This is a genomic window from Thauera chlorobenzoica, from assembly GCF_001922305.1.
Classification (GTDB): domain Bacteria; phylum Pseudomonadota; class Gammaproteobacteria; order Burkholderiales; family Rhodocyclaceae; genus Thauera; species Thauera chlorobenzoica.
The window spans coordinates 987,611-1,008,378 of sequence record NZ_CP018839.1 but is presented as its reverse complement, the minus strand read 5'-3'; the positions used below and the strand labels follow the sequence as shown (position 1 = coordinate 1,008,378).

18 protein-coding genes, 2 tRNA genes and 1 riboswitch are annotated in these 20,768 nt (G+C 68.7%); of the genes, 2 read left to right on the top strand and 18 right to left on the bottom strand.

What is annotated here, in order from left to right:
* Positions 1-126: 126 nt before the first annotated feature.
* The 3 genes from bluB to rnr form a co-directional block, all read right to left on the bottom strand.
* Positions 127-867 (bottom strand): 5,6-dimethylbenzimidazole synthase, encoded by a 741-nt coding sequence (bluB, locus tag Tchl_RS04835; protein ID WP_075147401.1) that lies wholly within the window; start codon positions 865-867, stop codon positions 127-129.
* A gap of 49 nt (positions 868-916) precedes the next feature.
* Positions 917-1,111, bottom strand: a riboswitch (cobalamin riboswitch).
* A 12-nt stretch (positions 1,112-1,123) separates the two neighbouring features.
* A complete protein-coding gene (gene rlmB, locus Tchl_RS04830) occupies positions 1,124-1,876 on the bottom strand; it encodes a 23S rRNA (guanosine(2251)-2'-O)-methyltransferase RlmB (RefSeq protein WP_075147400.1) in 753 nt (250 codons plus the stop codon).
* Positions 1,869-4,997, bottom strand: coding sequence for a ribonuclease R (gene rnr, locus Tchl_RS04825; protein WP_232311656.1), 3,129 nt, complete (start codon positions 4,995-4,997; stop codon positions 1,869-1,871). Before rnr ends, rlmB begins: the two co-directional genes overlap by 8 nt.
* A 39-nt stretch (positions 4,998-5,036) precedes the next feature.
* Between rnr and Tchl_RS04820 the strand changes: the two genes are divergently transcribed.
* Positions 5,037-5,121: transfer RNA gene (locus Tchl_RS04820), tRNA-Leu, on the top strand.
* A 173-nt stretch (positions 5,122-5,294) separates the two neighbouring features.
* Positions 5,295-5,379: transfer RNA gene (locus Tchl_RS04815), tRNA-Leu, on the top strand.
* Between the two features lie 218 nt (positions 5,380-5,597).
* Here Tchl_RS04815 and Tchl_RS04810 read toward each other — a convergent pair.
* The 15 genes from Tchl_RS04810 to rlmN all read right to left on the bottom strand — a co-directional run bounded on the left by Tchl_RS04810 (position 5,598) and on the right by rlmN (position 20,745).
* A complete protein-coding gene (locus tag Tchl_RS04810; RefSeq protein ID WP_075147398.1) occupies positions 5,598-6,908 on the bottom strand; it encodes an adenylosuccinate synthase in 1,311 nt (436 codons plus the stop codon).
* 4 nt (positions 6,909-6,912) lie between these two features.
* Positions 6,913-8,070 carry an ATP phosphoribosyltransferase regulatory subunit gene (locus Tchl_RS04805; protein ID WP_075147397.1) on the bottom strand — a complete coding sequence of 386 codons (1,158 nt, stop codon included), beginning with the start codon at positions 8,068-8,070 and terminating at the stop codon, positions 6,913-6,915.
* An 18-nt stretch (positions 8,071-8,088) separates the two neighbouring features.
* A complete protein-coding gene (locus Tchl_RS04800) occupies positions 8,089-8,274 on the bottom strand; it encodes a DUF2065 domain-containing protein (protein ID WP_075147396.1) in 186 nt (61 codons plus the stop codon).
* A 7-nt stretch (positions 8,275-8,281) separates the two neighbouring features.
* Positions 8,282-9,163 carry a protease modulator HflC gene (gene hflC / locus Tchl_RS04795; protein ID WP_075147395.1) on the bottom strand — a complete coding sequence of 294 codons (882 nt, stop codon included), beginning with the start codon at positions 9,161-9,163 and terminating at the stop codon, positions 8,282-8,284.
* Entirely contained in the window at positions 9,163-10,464 is a 1,302-nt protein-coding gene (hflK, locus tag Tchl_RS04790; protein WP_075147394.1) for an FtsH protease activity modulator HflK, read from the bottom strand. Before hflK ends, hflC begins: the two co-directional genes overlap by 1 nt.
* A gap of 14 nt (positions 10,465-10,478) precedes the next feature.
* Positions 10,479-11,624: a ribosome rescue GTPase HflX gene (hflX, locus tag Tchl_RS04785; RefSeq protein ID WP_075147393.1), complete on the bottom strand. Its 1,146-nt coding sequence runs from the start codon at positions 11,622-11,624 to the stop codon at positions 10,479-10,481.
* A gap of 51 nt (positions 11,625-11,675) precedes the next feature.
* Positions 11,676-11,912: an RNA chaperone Hfq gene (gene hfq / locus Tchl_RS04780; RefSeq protein WP_002924769.1), complete on the bottom strand. Its 237-nt coding sequence runs from the start codon at positions 11,910-11,912 to the stop codon at positions 11,676-11,678.
* 111 nt (positions 11,913-12,023) lie between these two features.
* Positions 12,024-13,352 (bottom strand): ribosome biogenesis GTPase Der, encoded by a 1,329-nt coding sequence (gene der, locus Tchl_RS04775; protein WP_075147392.1) that lies wholly within the window; start codon positions 13,350-13,352, stop codon positions 12,024-12,026.
* A 13-nt stretch (positions 13,353-13,365) separates the two neighbouring features.
* Entirely contained in the window at positions 13,366-14,508 is a 1,143-nt protein-coding gene (gene bamB, locus Tchl_RS04770; RefSeq protein WP_075147391.1) for an outer membrane protein assembly factor BamB, read from the bottom strand.
* Between the two features lie 3 nt (positions 14,509-14,511).
* Positions 14,512-15,156, bottom strand: a complete 645-nt coding sequence (locus Tchl_RS04765) for a tetratricopeptide repeat protein (protein WP_198159014.1) — start codon at positions 15,154-15,156, stop codon at positions 14,512-14,514.
* A gap of 2 nt (positions 15,157-15,158) precedes the next feature.
* The gene (gene hisS / locus Tchl_RS04760) at positions 15,159-16,454 is read right to left on the bottom strand and encodes a histidine--tRNA ligase (protein ID WP_075147389.1); all 1,296 of its coding nucleotides are present in this window, start codon (positions 16,452-16,454) and stop codon (positions 15,159-15,161) included.
* A 75-nt stretch (positions 16,455-16,529) separates the two neighbouring features.
* Positions 16,530-17,789, bottom strand: coding sequence for a flavodoxin-dependent (E)-4-hydroxy-3-methylbut-2-enyl-diphosphate synthase (gene ispG / locus Tchl_RS04755; RefSeq protein ID WP_075147388.1), 1,260 nt, complete (start codon positions 17,787-17,789; stop codon positions 16,530-16,532).
* Positions 17,790-17,798: 9 nt separating this feature from the next.
* Positions 17,799-18,794 (bottom strand): RodZ domain-containing protein, encoded by a 996-nt coding sequence (locus tag Tchl_RS04750; RefSeq protein WP_075147387.1) that lies wholly within the window; start codon positions 18,792-18,794, stop codon positions 17,799-17,801.
* Entirely contained in the window at positions 18,791-19,591 is an 801-nt protein-coding gene (gene pilW / locus Tchl_RS04745) for a type IV pilus biogenesis/stability protein PilW (protein ID WP_075147386.1), read from the bottom strand. The genes Tchl_RS04750 and pilW overlap by 4 nt, the downstream gene beginning before the upstream one ends.
* Positions 19,588-20,745, bottom strand: coding sequence for a 23S rRNA (adenine(2503)-C(2))-methyltransferase RlmN (rlmN, locus tag Tchl_RS04740; RefSeq protein WP_075147385.1), 1,158 nt, complete (start codon positions 20,743-20,745; stop codon positions 19,588-19,590). The genes pilW and rlmN overlap by 4 nt, the downstream gene beginning before the upstream one ends.
* Positions 20,746-20,768: the final 23 nt, after the last annotated feature.

Genomic DNA, 20,768 nt, shown 5'->3' with positions numbered 1-20,768 from the left:
GGCGCACAGCGGCAGTGCAGCAAAAACGGCCCGCGCACTGTACTTGTGCAGCGCCGCAAAGACGGCCGGAGGGGCCCGCTGGCGCGGCCCTCCGTGGCGCTCGGGCGGCCCTGCAGGGGCGGCGGATCAGCCGCGGGCAGGGTCGGCGTCGTCGAGACGGGCGAGCAGCGCGGTGCCGGCGGCGTCGGCCTCACCCTGCCAGCGATCGAAATGGAGCAGCTCGCCGAGCGCCAGGCGCGGCAGCCAGCCGGCGGCCTCGAGTTCGGGGCGGTCGTAGAAGTGGCTGACGTAGCCGATGCACAGGTAGGCCACCGGGATGATCTCGCGCGGGATCCCGAGCGCGTCGCGCAGCGCCTGCTGGTGGAAGATGCTGACCCAGCCCACCCCCAGCCCTTCGGCGCGCGCCGCCAGCCACAGGTTCTGCACCGCACACACCGAGCTGTAGAGGTCCATCGCGGCGATGTGGGTGCGCCCGACCACGACCGGGCCGTTGCGGCGGCGGTCGCAGGTGACGCACAGGTTGATCGGGGCTTCGAGGATGCCTTCGAGCTTGAGCTTGCGGTAGGTGGCGCGCTTGCCTTCCTCGAACATCAGCTCGGCTTCGGCGTGGGCGAGGCGAAAGGCCTGGTTCACCTTCTGCTTGACCTCGGGCGCACGCACGACGATGAAGTCCCACGGCTGCATGAAGCCCACCGAAGGCGCGTGATGGGCGGCGGTGAGCACCCGGGCGAGGACCTCGTCGGGCACCGGATCGGGCAGGAACTGGCCGCGCACGTCGCGCCGGGTGTGGATCGCGCGGTACACCGCGGCGCGTTCCTCGGCGCTGAATTGCGGATTGGTCTGGATGGATTGTGCAGGGCTGCTCATGAAGTATTCCCCTTGTCGTCGAGCAGTGGCCAGCCGCCGACCAGGCGGCTGCATAAAACGCTTCGGGGCCGGTCTTCCGGCTGCGGATCGTCTCGTCCGGGCGCCTTCCCGGTCCTCGCGGACCAGTGGCTGGACATGGCCTTGCCCGGACAATCCCCGTTACGGCGCTGGGCGCGCGGCGGATTCGAACCGCCTTCCCGATTCTCCCGCACACGACGCGGGCACCTCGAAGCAGAGCGTGCAGTTTAACAGCCGCTCAGGCGCGCTGGCGGCGGGCCTCGAACAGGCAGATGCCGCTCGCCACCGACACGTTCAGGCTGTCGACGCTGCCGTGCATCGGGATGCGGGCGAGCGCATCGCAGGTGTCGCGGGTGAGCCGGCGCAGGCCGTCGCCTTCGGCGCCGAGCACCCAGGCGACCGGCCCCTTCTGGTCGATGTCGTAGAGCGTCTTGTCGGCCTCGCTGGCGGCACCGATCACCCACACGCCGGCCTCCTGCATTTCGCGCAGCGCGCGCGCGAGGTTGGTGACGGTGACGTAGGGCACGATGTCGGCGGCGCCGCTGGCGACCTTGACCGCGGTGGCGTTGAGGCCGACGGCGCGGTCCTTGGGCGCGACCACCGCGTGCGCGCCGGCGGCATCGGCCACGCGCAGGCAGGCGCCGAGGTTGTGCGGGTCCTGCACGCCGTCGAGGACGAGGATCAGGGCGTTCTCGTCGAGGCCGTCGAGCACGTCGGCGAGCTTGATCTCGCGCCGGGTGGCGTCGACCTTGGCGACCACGCCCTGGTGGCGGCGGGTGCCGACCAGGCCGTCGAGCTTGTCGCCTTCGCTCTGGGTGATGCGCGCCCCGGCGGCCTCGGCCTGGGCGATGAACTTCTTCACCCGGGCGTCCTTGCGGTCAGCGCAGAGATGGATTTCCAGCACCGAATCGGGTGCATGACGCAGCTTGGCGGAGACGGCATGAAAGCCGTAGATCAGGCGGGTGGGTGCGTTCTCGGGTGCTTTAGCCACGGTCGGTGCCCTTTGCGGAAGTCTTGCGCCCGGCACGTCGGGCCGGCGCGGCGGTCGGAGTCGGGGTCGCGGATTCTAGCGCTTCAGCGACCGGCGCGGCGGCGGCCTTCTTCGCACGCGTCCTGCGGGGCCTGGGCGCGGCGACCTCGGGGGCTGCGACCGGGGCCTCGACCACGGGCGCGGGCGCGGCGGCCGGCTCGGCTGCGGCCTTCTTTGCACGCGCCTTGCGGGCTTTCGCCTCGGTGACCACCGGGGCGGCGGCGGCAAGCTCAACGGCCGGCGCGGCTGCAGGCTTCGTCGTGCGCTTGGTGCGTGGCCTCGGCCCGGCAGCCTCCGGGGCGGCAACCGGGGTGGCGACGACCGGGGCAGGCGCCGCCGTGGCGACCGCTTCGACGGCTGCCTTCTTCGCACGCTTGCTCCGGGTTTTGGGCTCGGCCACCTCGGCAGCGGTAGCCGGGGCCGCTACCGGGACTTCCACGGCGGCTGCGGGCGCGGACTCGACCACCGCCACCGCCTTGACCGTCGCCTTCTTTGCGCGGGTCTTGCCCGGCTTCGAGGCGGACGTTTCCGAAGCGACCGGGGCGGCGAGCGGCGCCGGCACGGCCGGCGCCGGCACAACCTCGACCACCGGCTCCGCAACGACTTTTCTGGTGCGCGGCTTGGGTGCCTTCTTGCCAGCCTCGGGCTGGATCGCGGCAGGCTCGGTCTCCGCGGCCTTCGCGGACGCCTTGAGCTCGGCCGGCAGTGGCCCCTCGATCAGGCGGAAATCGATCTTGTTGGTCGCCATGTCCACCCGCACCAGCTGCACCTTGAGCCGGTCGGAGAGGCGGAACTGCTTGGCGGTGCGTTCGCCCATCAATGCATGACGGGTCTCGTCGTAGTGGAAGTAGTCGCTGCCCAGATCCGAGATGTGCAGCAGCCCTTCGATGAAGATGTCGTCGAGGGCGACGAACAGGCCGAACGGCACCACCGCCGAGACGCTGCCGATGAACTCCTCGCCGACGCGGTCCTGCATGAAGTAGCACTTGAGGAACGCGACCACGTCGCGAGTGGCGTCGTCGGCGCGGCGCTCGGTCATCGAGCAGTGCAGGCCAATCTGCTCCCAGTCGCCGGGGCGGTACTGCTCGCCGGCGAGCGCGGCCTTGATGCCGCGGTGGATCAGCAGGTCGGGGTAGCGCCGGATCGGCGAGGTGAAGTGGGTGTAGGACTCGTAGGCCAGCCCGAAGTGGCCGACGTTGTCCGGGCTGTACATCGCCTGCTTGAGCGAGCGCAGCATCACTGTCTGCAGCAGCTGGGCGTCGGGGCGGTCCTTGACCTGTTCGAGCAGCCTGGCGAAGTCGCTCGCGCGCGGCTCGTCGCCGCCGCCCAGGCCGAGGCCGAACTCCTTGAGGAACTCGCGCAGCTTGGCAAGCTTGTCCTCGGAGGGCGAGTCGTGGATGCGGTACAGCGCCGGGTGTTCGCGGCCGGCGAGGAAGCCCGACGCGCACACGTTGGCGGCGAGCATGCATTCCTCGATCAGGCGGTGGGCGTCGTTGCGCACCTCGGGCACGATCTGCGCGATCTTGCCGTTGTCGTCGAAGATCATCCGTGTCTCGGTGGTCTCGAAGTCGATCGCGCCGCGCTTGGCGCGGGCCTTGAGCAGCACGCGGAAAAGCTTGTCGAGGTTCTCGAGGTGCGGCAGCAGCGCGGCGAGCTCCGCGCGCAGCGCCGGGTCCTGCGCGTACAGCGCCGCGGCCACCTGGGTGTAGGTCAGGCGTGCGTGCGACCAGATCACCGCCGGGTAGAAGCGGTAGGTCTTGATCTCGCCGGTGGCGGTGATGTTCATGTCGGCGACCATCGCCAGGCGCTCGACCTGCGGATTCAGCGAGCACAGCCCGTTGGACAGCTTCTCCGGCAGCATCGGGATGACGCGGCGCGGGAAGTACACCGAGTTGCCGCGATCGAAGGCGTCCTGGTCGAGCGCGCTGGCGGCATCGACGTAGTGCGACACATCGGCGATGGCGACGATCAGGCGGTAGCCCTTGCCCTGGCGCTCGCAATACACCGCATCGTCGAAATCCCTCGCGGTTTCGCCATCGATGGTGACCAGCGGCAGGGCGGTGAGATCCTCGCGGCCGGCCCAGTCCTTCTTGCGCACCTTGTCGGGCAGCTTGCGCGTCTGCGCCTTGGCCTCGGCAGAGAATTCGAAGGGCAGGTCGTGCTTCCTGAGCGCGATCTCGATCTCCATTCCGGGGTCGGCGTAGTTGCCGAGCACCTCGACGATGCGCCCGATCGGCTGGGCGAACTTGGTCGGCTGCTCGACCAGCTCGACGGTGACGATCTGGCCGGGTTCGGGCTTCTTGCGCCCACCCGGCGCGACCAGGATGTCCTGCGCCAGGCGGCGGTTCTCGGGCACCACGATCATCACCCCGTGTTCGTTGATGACGCGGCCGACGACGCGGGTATTGGCGCGTTCGAGGACCTCGACCAGCTTGCCTTCGGGACGGCCGCGGCGGTCGGTGCCGGCGATGCGCACGATCACGCGATCGCCGTGCAGCACCTCGCGCATCTCCTTGGGGCCGAGGAAGATATCGGGCCCGCCGTCGTCGCGGCGCAGGAAGCCGAAGCCATCGGGGTGGCCTTCGACCCGGCCCTTGATCAGGTCGGCCTTGGCCGGCAGCAGGTAGGCGTCGCGGCGGTTGCGGATGACCTGGCCGTCGCGCTCCATCGCGCGCAGGCGGCGGTCGAAGTGCTCGAGCTCATGGGGCGCGATGTCAAGGGCGCCGACGAGTTCCGAAAACGGCATCGGCACGCCACGCTCGGCGAGCACCTGGAGCACGTATTCGCGGCTCGGCAAGGGATGTTCGTACTGCTGCGATTCACGTGCGTAATGCGGATCGGCGAGGCGGATGGCGCTCGCCTGCGCGGCCGCGGCCTTGCGTGCGGCACGGCTGCGGCCGGGGCCCTTCACTGCATTCTTTGCGCCGCCCGTTGCCCCCGCAGGTGCCACCGAAACGGAGCGGCTGACGTCATCGGCGCGCCTGCGCGCCTTCTCGCCGCTGCTGGATGAGTTGGCATGCACGGCGTCACCGGCCTGGGGGGCGCCGCGTTTGGAGGTGTTCTTTTTCGTTTTACGAGTCATTGACAATCTTCTTTCGGTGCTTATAATGCGCGTCTTCTTGCCCAGATGGCGGAATTGGTAGACGCACTAGTTTCAGGTACTAGCGCCGCGAGGCGTGGAGGTTCGAGTCCTCTTCTGGGCACCAGTTTCACGGGAAAGCCGCTCTTCGGAGCGGCTTTTTTGTTGTTCATCCCCCCCACGCGGGACGATGACGCCGCTGCATCACGTGCGCGGATCGCCGTCATCGACGGCCGGCGCGCAAAAAAACGCGCGCAGCGCTTCACGCAGATGAAAGCCTTTGCTATTATGCGCGTCCCTGCCCAGATGGCGGAATTGGTAGACGCACTAGTTTCAGGTACTAGCGCTGCGAGGCGTGGAGGTTCGAGTCCTCTTCTGGGCACCAGTTGCAGGGAAAAGCCGGCCAAAAGCCGGCTTTTCCCGTTTACCCGGCCGCCGCCCGCGCCGGATACCGATCCGGCCATGGCGCGGGCCGCAGCGCCCGCAAGCGTGGCACCGTCGGCCGCACCGACACCATCGGCCTTCACGCGTAGACAACGCACCGCGCCCATCGGAGCAGCGGACGAGCGCACGCGCGACCCGCCCGGCTCCACCCCGCCGCGCTCAGGCGCCAAACGGATGACGACGCAGAATGGTCTCGTCGCGCTCGGGACCGGTGGAGATCACGTCGATCGGAATCTCGCAGATTTCCTCGATGCGATGCAGGTAGGCGCGCGCCTCCTGCGGCAGCGCGTCCCAGCTCTGCGCACCGAAGGTCGTCCCGCTCCAGCCCGCCATCGTCTCGTAGATCGGCTCGCAGCGGGTGACCTCTTCCGAGCCCATCGGCAGCAGGTCGATGCGCTTGCCGTCCAGCATGTAGCCGGTACACAGCTTGAGCTCTTCGAGGCCGTCGAGCACGTCGAGCTTGGTGATGCACAGACCGGTGACGCCATTGATGATGATCGAGCGCTTCAGCGCGGCCAGATCGAGCCAGCCGCAGCGGCGCTTGCGCCCGGTGACGGTGCCGAACTCGCGCCCCTTGGTCGACATCTGCTCGCCCGGCACCCCCTTGGTCTCGATGTCGAGCTCGGTCGGGAACGGACCGCCGCCGACCCGCGTGCAGTAGGCCTTGGTGATCCCCAGCACGTAGTGCAGGCGGCTGGGGCCGACGCCGGAGCCGGCCGCGGCCTGGCCGGCGACGCAGTTGCTGGAAGTGACGAACGGATAGGTGCCGTGGTCGATGTCGAGCAGCGTGCCCTGCGCGCCCTCGAACAGCAGCGAGCCGCCCGCCTTGTTGATCGCATAGAGCTCGGCGGAGACGTCGGCCACCATCGGCAGCAGTTCGGCGGCGTCGGCCATGGCCTGGTCGAACACCGTCTGGAATTCGACTGGCTCGGCACCGAGGTGCCGGGTCAGGACGAAATTGTGATATTCGAGATTGGCCTTCAGCTTGGCGGCGAAGCGCTCGCGGTCGAACAGGTCGTAGACGCGCAGCGCGCGGCGCGCGACCTTGTCCTCGTAGGTCGGGCCGATGCCCTTGCCGGTGGTGCCGATCTTGTCACCGGCCGATTTGGCGGCTTCGCGCGCGCGGTCGAGCGCGCTGTGGTAGCCGAGGATCAGCGGGCAGCCGGGGCTCACGCGCAGGCGCTCGCGCACCTTGATGCCGCCGGCTTCGAGGGTGCGGATCTCGGACAGCAGATGGTGGACGTCGAGCACCACGCCGTTGCCGATGAAGCAGGCCACCCCCTCGCGCACGATGCCCGAAGGCACCAGATTGAGCTTGTATTCGTTGTGGCCGATGACCAGCGTGTGGCCGGCGTTGTGCCCGCCCTGGAAGCGCACCACGCCCTTGGCATGGTCGGTGAGCCAATCGACGATCTTGCCCTTGCCTTCGTCCCCCCACTGGGTGCCGACGACGACGACGTTCTTTGCCATTTCCTTACTCTCCCTGTAACGACACGAGCGTCCAATGCCCGTCCCGTTTCACCAGTTGCCGGTCGCAACCGGCCTCGTTCCAAGTTCCCTCGTGCCCGGGCAGGGCGATGACGACCGTCTCGCCGCACGCGCGCAGGGCCGCCACTTCGTCCGTCAGCTCCGGGTCTTCGGCGAGCGGCGCGAGCACCGCGCCCGCGCCCGCCGGCAAAGACGGCAGATGCCAGGCCAGCTCGCGCAGATCGAGGCTGAACCCGGTCGCCGGACGGGCGCGACCAAAGGCCTCGCCGACCCGGTCGTAGCGCCCGCCGAGCGCGAGCGCGGCCGGCGAATCGGCGCCGTACGCGGCGAACACGACGCCGCTGTGATAGTGGTAGCCGCGCAGGTCGGCCAGATCGAAGCTGATCGGCAGATCGGCCAGGGCGGCGGCGAGCTGGCGCAGCTCGTCCAGCAAGGCGGTAATTTCCGCGTCCTGCGGCAGGCGGGCGGCCGCGACCTCGAGCACCTCGGGCCCGCCATAAAGCTCGGGCAGCGCAAGCAGCGCACCGCGCACCGGCTCGGCCACGCCGGCAAGCGCATCGTGCAGCGCCGGCACGTCCTTGGCCTGGAGCAGGTCGAACAATTCTTCCTCGCGCCCCGGCACCAGCCCGGCGCGCGCCGCCAGCGCATGGAACAGGCCGACGTGGCCGATGTCGATGCGCGACGCCGGCACTTCGGCCAGGCGCAGCACTTCGGCGAGCAGGTGCAGGATCTCGACGTCGGCCTCGATCCCGGCATGGCCGTAGAGCTCGGCGCCGAGCTGGAGCGGCTCACGGGTCGCGGTCAGGGTCGACGGCAGGGTGTGCAGCACGCTGCCGCAGTAACACAGCCGCGACACGCCGCGGCGATTGAGCAGGTGGGCATCGATGCGGGTGACCTGCGGGGTCATGTCGGCGCGTACCCCCATCGTGCGCCCGGAGAGCTGGTCCACGAGCTTGAAGGTGCGCAGTTCGAGGTCCCGGCCGGCACCGGTGGTGAGCGAATCGAGGTATTCGAGCAGCGGCGGCATCACCAGCTGGTAGCCACGCACCCGGAAGGCGTCGAGCAGCCGGCGCCGGAGCGCCTCGAGCTGGTGGGCATCGGACGGCAGGGCATCCTGGATGTAATCGGGCAGAACCCAGCGCATGAGAGTGTCAGATGAGTGTCAGATGAAAATGAACAGCAGGACGAGGCCGGCGATCATGGACGTCAGTCCGATGAAACGGATCTGGCCGTCGGCCATGCTCGCCAGGCGCAAAAAAGTTTCGCGCCAGGCCGCTGGCGCGATGAAGGGAAGAAGACCTTCGATGATCAGCATCAGGGCGAAGGCGGTCAGTAGCGAGCTGCCCATGAAGGGATCAGTTGCGCTGCGCGCCCCGGGCATCCTTCATGAAGCGGAAGAAGTCCGAGCTCGGGTCGACCACCATCACGTCGTCCTTGCCGGAAAAGCTCGAACGATAGGCTTCGAGACTGCGGTAGAAGGCGTAGAAATCCGGGCTCTTGCCGTAGGCTTCGGCGTAGATCGCGGTCGCCTTGGCATCGCCCTCACCCATGGCTTCCTGGGCGGAACGGTAGGCTTCGGCGATGATGACCTCGCGCTGGCGGTCGGCATCGGCACGGATGCGCTCGGCTTCGGCGGCACCGAGCGAGCGCAGCTCGTTGGCGACACGCTTGCGCTCGGCTTCCATCCGCCGATACACCGACTCGGACACCTCGTTGGGCAGATCGACCCGCTTCAGGCGCACATCGACGATCTGCGCACCGATGGTGCGCGCGTCGCGGTCGGCACGTTCGCGCATCTGCTCCATGATCCGGTCGCGCTCGCCGGAGACCACATCATGCACGGTACGGCGGCCGAACTCCTCGCGCAGGCCGGCGTTGACCGTCTGGGTCAGGCGGGTGCGGGCACGGGCCTCGTCGCCGGCGACCGACTCGTAGTACAGGCGCGGATCGATGATCCGCCACTTGACGAAGTGGTCGACCAGCACGTTTTTCTTCTCGGAGGTAATGAAGCGCTCCGGCTCCGGCGTATCCATGGTCAGGATGCGCTTGTCGAAGTAGCGCACGTTCTGGATGAACGGCAGCTTGACGTTCAGCCCGGGCTCGGAAATCACCTCCCTGACTTCGCCGAGCTGGAACACGATCGCATACTGGCGCTGATCGACGGTAAACAGCGACATCGAGGCGATCACCACGGCGAGCAGCAGGCTGCCGCCAATCAGAGACATCTTGTCACGCATCAGCGCTCTCCCCGCTCACGGCTTCTCATCAGTTCCCGATTGCGCGGATCGAGGGACGGCATCGGCGCATTCGCGCTCAATCCGGCCGCCGACTGGGAATCGGGCAGGGACGCCGACGCCGGCTTGCCGCCGGCCTGCTGCATCAGCTTGTCGAGCGGCAGGAAGAGCAGGTTGCCGTTGCCCTTGGCATCGATCATCACCTTCGAGGTGTTCGACATCACCTGCTGCATGGTCTCGATGTACAGGCGCTCGCGGGTCACCTGCGGCGCCCGGGTGTATTCGGCGAAGACCTGGCTGAAGCGGCTGGCCTCGCCCTCGGCGTTGGCGACCACGCGCTCGCGGTAGGCGTTCGCCTCCTCGACCAGGCGCGAGGCGGTACCGCGGGCACGCGGCACGACATCGTTGGCATAGGCCTCGCCTTCGTTCTTCTGCCGCTCGCGGTCCTGGCCGGCCTTCACCGCATCGTCGAACGCGGCCTGCACCTGCTCCGGCGGCTGGGCGTTCTGCATCGTGACGCGGCTGATCTGGATGCCGGTTTGGTAGCGATCGAGAATACGCTGCATCAGCTCGTGCGCGGTAGCGGCGATTTCCTCGCGCCCCTCGTACAGCACGAAGTCCATCCGGCTCTTGCCGACGATCTCGCGCATCGCGGTTTCCGCCGCCTGGCCGACCGCTTCATCGGGGAAGCGGTTGTTGAAGACGTAGTTTTCCGGGCTGTTGAGCACGTACTGCACTGCGAACTGGATGTTGATGATGTTCTCGTCGTCGGTGAGCATCAGCGACTCGCGCAGCATCTTGTTGCGCTCCGAGCCGCGATAGCCGACTTCGACCGTGCGCACGCCGGTGAGGTCGACGATCTCGTGCGACTCGAACGGCGCCGGCAGGCGCCAGCGCAGGCCGGGCTCGGTGGTCTGCACGTACTTGCCCAGGCGCAGCACCACCCCGCGCTGGTTGGCGTCGACCGTGTAGAAGCCGCTCGCCAGCCAGACTACGGCGACCAGCACCAGCAGCACGCCGATGCCGCCGCCGAACTGCTTGAAGGAGAAGCTGGGCAATTGCGGCGAACCGCCGCCCCCTCCCCCACCACCGCCACCACGACCGGCACGCTTGTTGCCGAACATGCCGCTCAGGCGCTGGTTGAAATCGCGCCAGACCTCCTCGAGATCGGGAGGGCCCTGGTTGTTGCCGCGGTTGCGATCACCGCGGTTGTCGCCGTCGCGGCCGTCTTCGCCGCGGCTGCCGTCGTTGCGGTCGCCATCGTTACCGCTCTGGCTGCCCCAGCGTGGGTCGTTGAGTGACATGAGAATGCCCGTTATCACGATTGTTCTGATCGTTCGTCCACCGTACCGGCGATCCGGTCGGCATCGTCACCAAAGGTTTGCTGCGCCACTTCGGCTAGCGCGTTGCGAAGCAGGCCGAGGCCTTCGCCCGTTCTTGCGCTCAGAAAAATGCGCCTGATTTTATCACAGTCCCCCCGCTCGACCGCCGGTACGGCATGGGTCAGGTCGATCTTGTTCCAGACCAGGATCTGCGGCACGTCGGCGGCGCCGATCTCGGTGAGGACCAGATTCACCGCCTCGATCTGGGCGTCACGGTCCTCGCTCGCCGAATCGACCACGTGCAGCAGCAGATCGGCCTGCGCGGTTTCCTCCAGCGTCGCCTGGAACGCCGCAACCAGCGCATGCGGCAGGTCGCGGATGAAGCCGACGGTGTCCGACAGCACGACGCTGGCGCCACCGACATAAAGACGGCGCGAAGTGGTGTCAAGGGTGGCGAACAACTGGTCGGCCGCATACGCCCCGGCCTTGGTCAGCGCATTGAACAGCGTCGACTTGCCCGCATTGGTGTAGCCGACCAGAGAGACCGACAGGACGTCACGACGTTCCCGGGCCCGGCGCCGGACCTTGCGCTGCTTCTCGATCTGGGCGAGACGGGATTTCAGCATCTTGACCCGGTTGCCGAGCAGGCGGCGGTCGGTTTCGAGCTGCTTCTCGCCTGGGCCGCGCAGGCCGATGCCGCCTTTCTGGCGCTCGAGGTGGGTCCACCCGCGCACCAGCCGGGTGGCCAGATGCTCGAGCTGGGCGAGCTCGACCTGCAGCTTGCCTTCGTGGCTGCGCGCGCGCTGGGCGAAGATGTCGAGGATCAGCGCGGTGCGGTCGATGACCATGCACTGGAGCTCGCGCTCGAGGTTGCGCTGCTGCCCCGGCGACAGCGCGTGATTGAAGATCACGATGTCGGCGGCATTGGCGCGGAGGGCTTCGGCGATTTCCTGGACCTTGCCGCTGCCGGCGAAAAGCTTCGGATCGGGCGCCGCGCGCCGTCCCTCGACCACCGCCTCGACACTGGCGCCGGCGCTGCCGGCGAGCAGCTTCAGCTCGGACAGGCGCTCGTCGATCGCCCCCTGGCCGAGGTCGAGCTGAACCAGGACAGCACGTTCTCCGGAGGCGGGGCGCTCAAACATGCGTGCCTCCCGCAACCGGCAAACACCGGTCGCGCCCCATCGCTGCGGGCCTCAGTTGCTGCCCTCGTCCTGCTGGATGACCACGGGACGGGCCGGAACCACGGTCGAAATCGCGTGCTTGTACACCATCTGGGTAACGGTGTTCTTCAACAGGACGACGTACTGGTCGAACGACTCGACCTGGCCCTGCAGCTTGATGCCATTGACCAGGTAAATCGACACCGGAATATGCTCGCGGCGCAGGGTGTTGAGGAAGGGGTCTTGTAGAAGTTGCCCTTTGTTGCTCATTGCTGAACCTCTTTATATTGTGTTTATACGAATGTCGGGTCTGCTGCTGCACTGCCGCATCGGAGTATGCAACGAAACCCGGGTGTGGAAACAGATTCTGCGCGGGAAAATTCAGCCCCGCACCGCGAACGGATTGTGCGTGGTGCGGAACTGGATGCGCAAGGGCGTGCCCTGCAGCTTGAACGCTTCGGTAAAGCAGCGCTCAAGGTAGCGGACATAAGACGCGGGAATGTCTTCGAGGGCATTGCCGTGGATGACGATCACCGGCGGATTCATCCCGCCCTGGTGGGCATAACGCATTTTCGGCCGTGCCATGCCATGGCGCGGCGGGGCCTGGCGGGCGACCGCCTGCTGCAGCGTCCGCGTCAGCCGCGGGGTGGCCAGGTTCGCCATCGCCGCAGCATAGGCGGCATCGACCGACTTGAGCAGTCCGCCGATGCCCTCGGACTTGAGCGCGGAAATCTGGTGGAAACGGGCGAAACCGAGGAAGGCCAGCTTGCGCGCGATATCGGCCTTGAGGCGGTCGCGGCGGTAGTCGTCGACCGCATCCCACTTGTTGATCGCCACCACCAGCGCGCGCCCGGCCTCCAGTGCGAAGCCGGCGATATGGGCGTCCTGGTCGGAGATATCCTGCGCCGCATCGAGCACGAGGACGACCACGTTCGACTCCTGCACCGCCTGCAAGGTCTTGATCACGGAGAACTTTTCCACCGCCTCGAAGACCTTGCCGCGACGGCGCAGGCCGGCGGTGTCGATCAGGGTGTAATGGCGGCCGCCGCGCTCGAAGGGGATCGAGATCGCGTCACGGGTGGTACCGGGCAGGTCGAAAGCGATCACCCGCTCCTCGCCGAGCAAGGTGTTCACCAGGGTCGACTTGCCCACGTTCGGACGGCCGACGATCGCCACCTTCGGCCCTTCATCGACCGCCGGCACACGCTCTTCCTCCGCCGGGAAGGGCGCCAGCACCAGCTCGACGAGCTGCTTGACGCCGTCGCCGTGGGCCGCCGACACCGCCAGCGGATCGCCCAGGCCGAGGGCGTGGAAATCGGCCGCGACCATCGCCCGCTCGAGCCCTTCGGCCTTGTTCACCACGACATGGACCGGGCGGCCGGCGCGGCGCAGGCGGGCGGCGATGTTCTCGTCGTGCGGCGTGCGCCCGGCGCGGCCGTCGACCAGGAACAGCAGCACGTCGGCCTCGGCGATCGCCTGCTCGGCCTGGCGCGCCATCTCGTGCATGATGCCGTCCTTGGCGACGGGGTCGAAGCCGGCGGTATCGACAACCAGATAATCGCGATCGCCGACCCGGCCGATGCCGTAGTGGCGGTCGCGCGTCAGCCCGGGCTGATCGGCGACGAGGGCGTCGCGGGTGCGGGTGAGGCGGTTGAACAGGGTCGATTTGCCGACGTTGGGCCGACCGACCAGAACGATGGTAGGTTTCACTTCCTGACTTGCCTCAGCGCACTTCGTACGCGGTAATGTCGCCGTCACTGCCCTGAACGACGAAGCCGCGCCCGAACGCGACCGGATCGGCGGCGATCGCCCCCTTGCCGGCGCGTCCGCGGGCGGCCAGGGAACCGGTTTCACGATCGAGGAGATGGATATGGCCTTCGCCATCGCCGACCACGACGTGATCACCGACGATCAGCGGCCGCGACAGCTGGCGCCGCGCGAGCTCAGCCTGCTTCCACACGCTCGCTCCGCTGTAGGCGTCGAGCGCATGCACCGCATCGCCTTCATCGACGACCAACGCAAAGCGCGCATCGCGGGCCATGCCGACGCTGCTGGAAAAATCACGCGCCCACAGCGCGTTACCGTTGGTGGTGTCGAAGCAGGCCGCGCGCCCCTGGTAGCTCACCGCGCACACTTCACGCCGCCCGACCACCGGCGTGCCGACGACATCGGCCACCCGTTCAAGCTCGGTGGCGCCGCGCGGCAGGGCGACGCCGAGCTCGGTGATCGCGCCGCCGTTGGCGAGGTTGATCACCGCCAGCTTGCCGCCGGGGAAACCGGCGAGCACGACATTGCCCTCGATCAGCACGCCGGCAAAAGTGCGCAGCGCCAGCGGCGGATTGCTGCGCTGGTACACCCAGCGCCGGCTGCCGTCGCGCGCATCGAGCGCGACCAGGCGATTGTCCGAAGCCCGTACGACGACGAAGTCCGGGCCGAGCGCAGGCGGCGCCAGCACTTCGGCGCCGAGCGGCGAACGCCAGCGCTCGCTGCCGCTGGCCGCATCATAGGCAATCACCGTACCGTCGGTGGCAACCACCACCGCGAGCCGGCCATCGGCACCAACCCCGGCGGACAGGCGCTTGTCCGCGCGCACCTGCCACACCGCGCGGCCGTCTTCGAAGCGGCCGACGTCGCCGCGATGCGAGGCCGCATACACCGCCTCGCCCGACACCGCCGGCTGGAAGCGGTAGCCCCCGGCTTCGCCGATGTCGGCCTGCCAGCGCCTGACCAGCTCCGCACTCGGCTTCAGTTCGGTCAGTGCCGCCGGCGCCGAAGGCGAGCGCGAAAAAGGGTTCAGCGACGAGCAGCCGGCGGCAAGCGCAGCGGCGGCGGCAAGCGCAACGAAACGCAGCGAAAGCGACTTCATCGGTCAGGCTCCCAGGGATTCGAGTTTCACCCGCACGAGTTCGCGCAGGGTCGTGGCGTCCTCGCCTTCGGCGGCGAGGCCGTCGATCGCGGCCCGGTAGGCGGCCCGCGCTTCGTCGGCCCGGCCCAGCTCGGCGAGGACGTCGCCGCGCAGGTCGTCGTAGCGGCTCTGGTAGGCTGCGCCCGGTGCCCCCTGCAGCCGCGCCAGCGCCGCATCGAGTTCGCCCTGCTCGAGCATCACCGCCGCCAGGCGCAGCCGGGCGAGGTCGCGCAGCGCCGCGTCCGCGCCCTTGTCTGCCGCCCATTCGAGCTGGGCCCGCGCATTGCTCAGGTCGTCGGCCTCGAACTGGACCGCCGCCGCCAGCAGCGCGCCGAGCTGGGCGCTGGCACTGCCGCCGTGCTCGCCGATCAAGCGCCCTGCGGCCTCGCGCGCCTTCTGCGCATCCTGGCTTTCAGCGGCCTGCTGCACCGCGTAGTAGAGCGCCCCGGCCTCGGCGGCGTTGCGGTTCTGGTACCACTGCCACCCCTGCCAGCCGACCGCGGCGACCGCGGCGGCGAGCGCCAGGCCGACCACCAGGTTGCCGTACTGCGCCCACCACGCCTTGAGTTCGGAAATCTGTTCCTGCTCTTCCAGATCGTAGACCGCCATCATCAATCCTCTTGTACGGATTCTTCAGGATACAGCAAGCCTGCCAGTGCCTCGGGCAGGGTCTCGAGCGCGACGCGCTGCTGCGCGCCGCCGCCGCGCAAGGGCTTGAGCCCGACCTCAGCGGCCGCGGCCTCGTCTTCGCCAATCACCACCGCGACCGCGGCCGCGCTGGCGTCGGCTTTTTTCATCTGCGACTTGAAGCTGCCGCCGCCGCAGTGCATCAGCACCGCAAAGCCGTGCTCGCGCAGCGCCTCGGCGGCACGGAAGGCGAGGCGCTGGGCGGCGGCGCCGACACTGACCACGTAGGCGTCAGGCGCCATGCGCTCGCTCTCGCCACCGCAGGCCTGCCACAGCAGCAGCAGGCGCTCGATGCCGATGGCAAAGCCGGCGGCCGGCTGCGGCTTGCCGCCGAGCTGCTCGAAGAGGCCGTCGTAACGCCCGCCGGCGCAGATCGTACCCTGCGCGCCGAGGCGCGTCGTGACCCACTCGAACACGGTGCGGTTGTAGTAGTCCAGGCCGCGCACCAGGCGATGGTTGATCCGGTAGGGAATCCCGGCATCCTTGAGGAAGACCTGCACCGCGTCGAAGTGGGCCTTCGATTCGTCACCGAGATAGTCGGCGAGCCGCGGCGCAGCGTCGACGATCGCCTGCAGCGCCGGGTTCTTGGTGTCGAGGATGCGCAGCGGGTTGGTGTGGAGGCGGCGCCTGCCGTCCTCGTCGAGTTGCTCCTGGTGCAGCTCGAGGTAGGCGATCAGGGCGGCGCGGTGCTGCGCGCGTTCCTCGGGCGAGCCGAGCGAGTTGATCTCGAGCGCGACATCCTCGAGCCCGAGGTCGTCCCACAGCCGCGCGCACATCAGGATCAGCTCGGCATCGGTCTCGGGGCCGGCAAAACCGAGCGCCTCCACGCCGATCTGGTGGAACTGGCGGTAGCGGCCCTTCTGCGGGCGCTCGTGGCGGAACATCGGCCCGTAGTAATACAGGCGCTGCGGCCCGCCGGACGGGATCAGGCTGTGCTGGATCACCGCCCGCACGCAGGAGGCGGTGCCTTCCGGGCGCAGCGTCAGGTGCTCGCCGTTCAAGGCGTCCTCGAACGAATACATCTCCTTCTCGACGATGTCGGTGACTTCGCCGATCGCGCGCTTGAACAGCGGCGTCGGCTCCACCAGCGGCATCCGGATCGGGCGGTAGCCGTAGCTCTGCAGCCAGTCGCGCACGATGTCTTCGAAGTATTCCCAGGTTTCGGCGTCGTCGGGCAGGATGTCGTTCATCCCGCGCACCGCCTGCAAGGTCTGGCTCATTGCTGTGTTCGTCTTGTCGTGTTGCGGGATGCGTGGATCGCACCCTCGTCCTTGTTCATGTCCCTGGAGCCGGACTCAGCCGGCCTTTCTTGCATAGCGCGTCGCCACGTAGCGATCGACGATGGCCGTGAACTCGGCAGCGATGCCGTCGCCGCGCAAGGTGGCGACTTTTTCCCCATCGACATAGACCGGGGCCGCCGGCGATTCGCCGGTCCCCGGCAGCGAGATGCCGATGTTCGCATGCCTGGACTCGCCCGGCCCATTGACCACGCAGCCCATCACCGCCAGGGTCAGGTTCTCGACGCCGTCGTACTGCTCGCGCCACACCGGCATCTGGGCACGGACGTAGTCCTGGATGCCGGCGGCGAGTTCCTGGAACACCGTGCTGGTGGTGCGCCCGCAGCCCGGGCAGGCGGTGACCATCGGCGTGAACGCGCGCAGGCCCATGGTCTGCAGGATCTCCTGCGCAACCACGACTTCCTGGCTGCGGCTGCCGCCCGGCTCGGGCGTCAGCGAGACGCGGATGGTGTCGCCGATGCCTTCCTGCAGCAGCACCGCGAGTGCGGCAGTCGAGGCGACGATGCCCTTGCTCCCCATCCCGGCCTCGGTCAGCCCCAGGTGCAGGGCATAGTCGCTGCGCCGGGCGAGATCGCGGTACACCGCGATCAGATCCTGCACGCTCGACACTTTCGCCGACAGCACGATGCGGTCCGCGGCCAGCCCGTACTCCTCGGCCTTGGCCGCGGATTCGAGCGCCGACACCACCAGCGCCTCGCGCATCACCGCACCCGCGTCGCGCGGCGTCGCGCGGTGGGCATTCTCGTCCATGATGCGGGCGAGCACCGACGGATCGAGGCTGCCCCAGTTCACTCCGATGCGCACCGGCTTGTGGTAGCGGCAGGCGAGGTCGACGATCGCGGCAAACTGCGGGTCGCGCTTCGCACCGGCACCGACATTGCCCGGATTGATGCGGAACTTGGCGAGCGCTTCGGCGCAGGCGGGAAAATCGCTCAGCAGCTTGTGGCCGTTGTAGTGGAAATCGCCGATCAGCGGCACCTCCACGCCGAGCGCCAGCAGACGGTCGCGGATGTGCGGCACGGCTTTCGCCGCGGCTTCGTTATTGACCGTCAGCCGCACCAGTTCCGAGCCCGCGCGGGCGAGTTCGGCGACCTGCATCGCGGTGCCGAGCACGTCGGCGGTGTCGGTGTTGGTCATCGACTGGACGACGACCGGCGCCTCGCCCCCGACCCTGACCTTGCCGATCGCGACCTGCCGCGTGCGCTGGCGGCGCCAGGGAGCGGCGCTGAGAGGGGGGAAATCCTTGTCCTGGTTCATCGCTTCCAACTATTCACCTAAAGTCAGGCGGGCAACCGAGCCGCGCGCATGGGCAGCGAGATCGACCGTCCGGCCGTCGAACTCGACCGCCACGCCCGCCGCATTGCCCACCACCAGTGCGAACGGGGGCGCGCCCTGCACGGTGCGGGCCGTGCCCGCACGGTTGAGCCCGGAATGGAGGATGGCGCCCGCGGCGTCGCGCACCTCGACCCAGGAGTCTGTGCCAAAGCGCAACACCAGCCGGCCGCCGCTCCCGCCGGCCTGCGCCTCGGGCGCGGCGGGCGACGGACTCCCCGCGCCGCCCCCGTCTTCCGCAACTCGAGCCGGCGGCACCGGCGCGACGGGCGCGGGCGGCACGCCCCCCTCTGCAGCAGCCAGCGTCCCGGGCTTGACGGGGATCTCGGCCCCGGGCGCGGTGTCGGCGCTCGCGGGCGGCTCTGGCTGCAGCGGGTTGCCCGCCACCAGCGCCGCTCCCGCCGCCGGGGCCTGCCCGCTGTCATCGCTCTCCATCGCCCCCACCGGCGCCGCCAGGAGCGCGGCCGGGGTGCTCTCCGCCGGCTCGACCGGCTCGGTCCGGAACCCATCGAAATACCAGCCCGCAGCGACCATCAGCACCAGCACCAGCACCAGCATCCCGGCGGGGAACGCGCCCCGGCGCCGCCCGCCGTGGCTGGGGAGGTCGCCGTCGGCATTGCGGATCGGCGACAGGTCGGGGGCTGCCGACCCTGCCAGGCGCTGCACGCCGTCGAGCAGCGGCGCGGCGTCGAGCCCCAGGTAGCGCGCATAGTTGCGCAGGAAGCCGCGCACGAAGGCCATCCCGGGCAAGGCGGCGAAATCGTCGCGCTCGAGGGCGTCGATCTGGCGCGGGTTGAGCTTGAGCGCAAACGCGACTTCCGCCACTGCTTCGCCGCGCGCCTCGCGTGCACGCCGCAACTGCGCGCCCGGCGACGGCACGGCGGACTCACCGGCCATGGCAGGAAGGTTTTCGCTCTCGATGCTGCTCACTCGAACTTCCCTCGGGTCATCAGTTGATATTCTTCCGATTGCGCAAAACGGCTGCGCAACTGTGCCGCGTAGCTCGCCTCGGCATCGTGGTTGCCGAGGCGGCGCTCGGTACGCAGGCCGAGCCAGGCCGAAGCCGGGTTCGGCCCGAGGCGCTGGTGGAGCCGGACCAGGTAGGTGCGCGCCTGCTCCAGACGCCCGCCACGGTAGGCGATGGCAGCAAGCTGGTACAGCGCCTGGCCATTGTCCGGATCGGCCTGCAGCGCACGCTGGAACTGCGCTTCCGCGGCGCCATCGTCGGCCAGCCGCAGGTGACACAGCCCGGCGTTGGTCAGCGGCCGGGCCGGATGGCGGTAGTACGGGTTGCGCGCCGCCACCGCCAGCCGCTCCAGGCCTTCGACCTCGCGCCCCTGGGTGCACAGGAACCAGCCGTAGCTGTTGTTGAAATCGGGGTCGCCAGGCGCGAAACGCAGCGCGCGCTCGAAGTTCTCCCCGGCCGCGCCATTTTCCTCGATCAGCATGTAGGCCAGGCCCAGCAGGTGGAGGGCCGGGGCGTAGTTCGGGCTGTCGTCGAGCGCGATCTTCGCTTCGTCGAGCGCGACATCGTAGCGCCCGATTTCGAAATAAGCCATGCCCAGGTCCACATGCACGCGTGCCCGCGCCTGCGCCGGAGTGGCCGGAGTGATGTCCGACAGGGGCCGGCTGGCGCTCACCGACGGCCCCACCGTGCCCCCCGGCGACGTGGCGCAGCCGCTCGCCAGCACTGCCACCGCTACCATCGCCAGCGCCGCGCGCCTCATCTGTGCGCCTCCCCCACGCGCTGCAGGCGCACGCTGCGCCGGGTCTTGTCCTGCACCTGGCCGGCGAGCTGGCCGCAGGCCGCATCGACGTCGTCCCCGCGCGTCTTGCGCGTGGTGGTGACGATCCCGGCCTCGAGCAGGATCGCGGCGAAGCGGCGGATGCGATCCGCCGGCGAACGCTCGAACCCCGAGCGCGGGAAGGGGTTGAACGGAATCAGGTTGAACTTGCACGGGGTGTCGCGCACCAGGGCGACGAGTTCGCGCGCATGGGCATCGCTGTCGTTCACGCCATCGAGCATCACGTACTCGAAAGTGACGAAGTCGCGCGGTGCGCGCTCGAGGTAGCGCTGGCAGGCGGCCATCAGTTCGCGCAGCGGGTACTTCCGGTTGATCGGCACGAGGCGGTCGCGCAGCGCGTCGTTGGAGGCGTGCAGCGACACCGCCAGCGCCACCGGACATTCGTCGCGGAGACGGTCGATCGCCGGCACGATGCCCGAAGTCGACACCGTGACACGGCGGCGCGACAGGCCGTAGGCGTGGTCGTCGAGCATCAGGCGCAGCGCGGTGACGACGTTGTCGAAGTTGGCGAGCGGCTCGCCCATCCCCATCATCACGACGTTGCTGATGATGCGGCCGTTGTCCTGCTCGCCCGCTTCCAGATCCTGCGCCTGCTCGGTCGTGTCGACTCGCGCCGCGCCCAGCAGCGTGTTCGCCAGCCACAGCTGGCCGATGATCTCGGCCGCCGACAGATTGCGGTTGAAGCCCTGCTTGCCGGTCGAGCAGAACGCGCAATCGAGCGCGCAGCCCGCCTGCGAAGACACGCACAGGGTGCCGCGATGGGTTTCGGGGATGAACACGGTCTCGACCGCGTTGGCGTTGCCCACGTCGAGCAGCCACTTGCGCGTGCCGTCGGCCGAGATCGCGTCGCGCACCGGCAGTGGCGGGCGGATCGTCGCGACCTCCTTCAGCTTCGCGCGCAGCGACTTGGCGACGTCGGTCATCGCGTCGAAGTCGTCACAGCCCTCGCGATGCATCCAGCGCATCACCTGGCGGGCGCGGAACGGCTTCTCGCCCAGCCCGGCGAACCAGGTGACGAGGCCGTCGACGTCGAAATCGAGCAGATTGACCGGGGCGGCCGGGGCGGAAATGCTCATGCCTGAAACTTCACTCCAGAGAA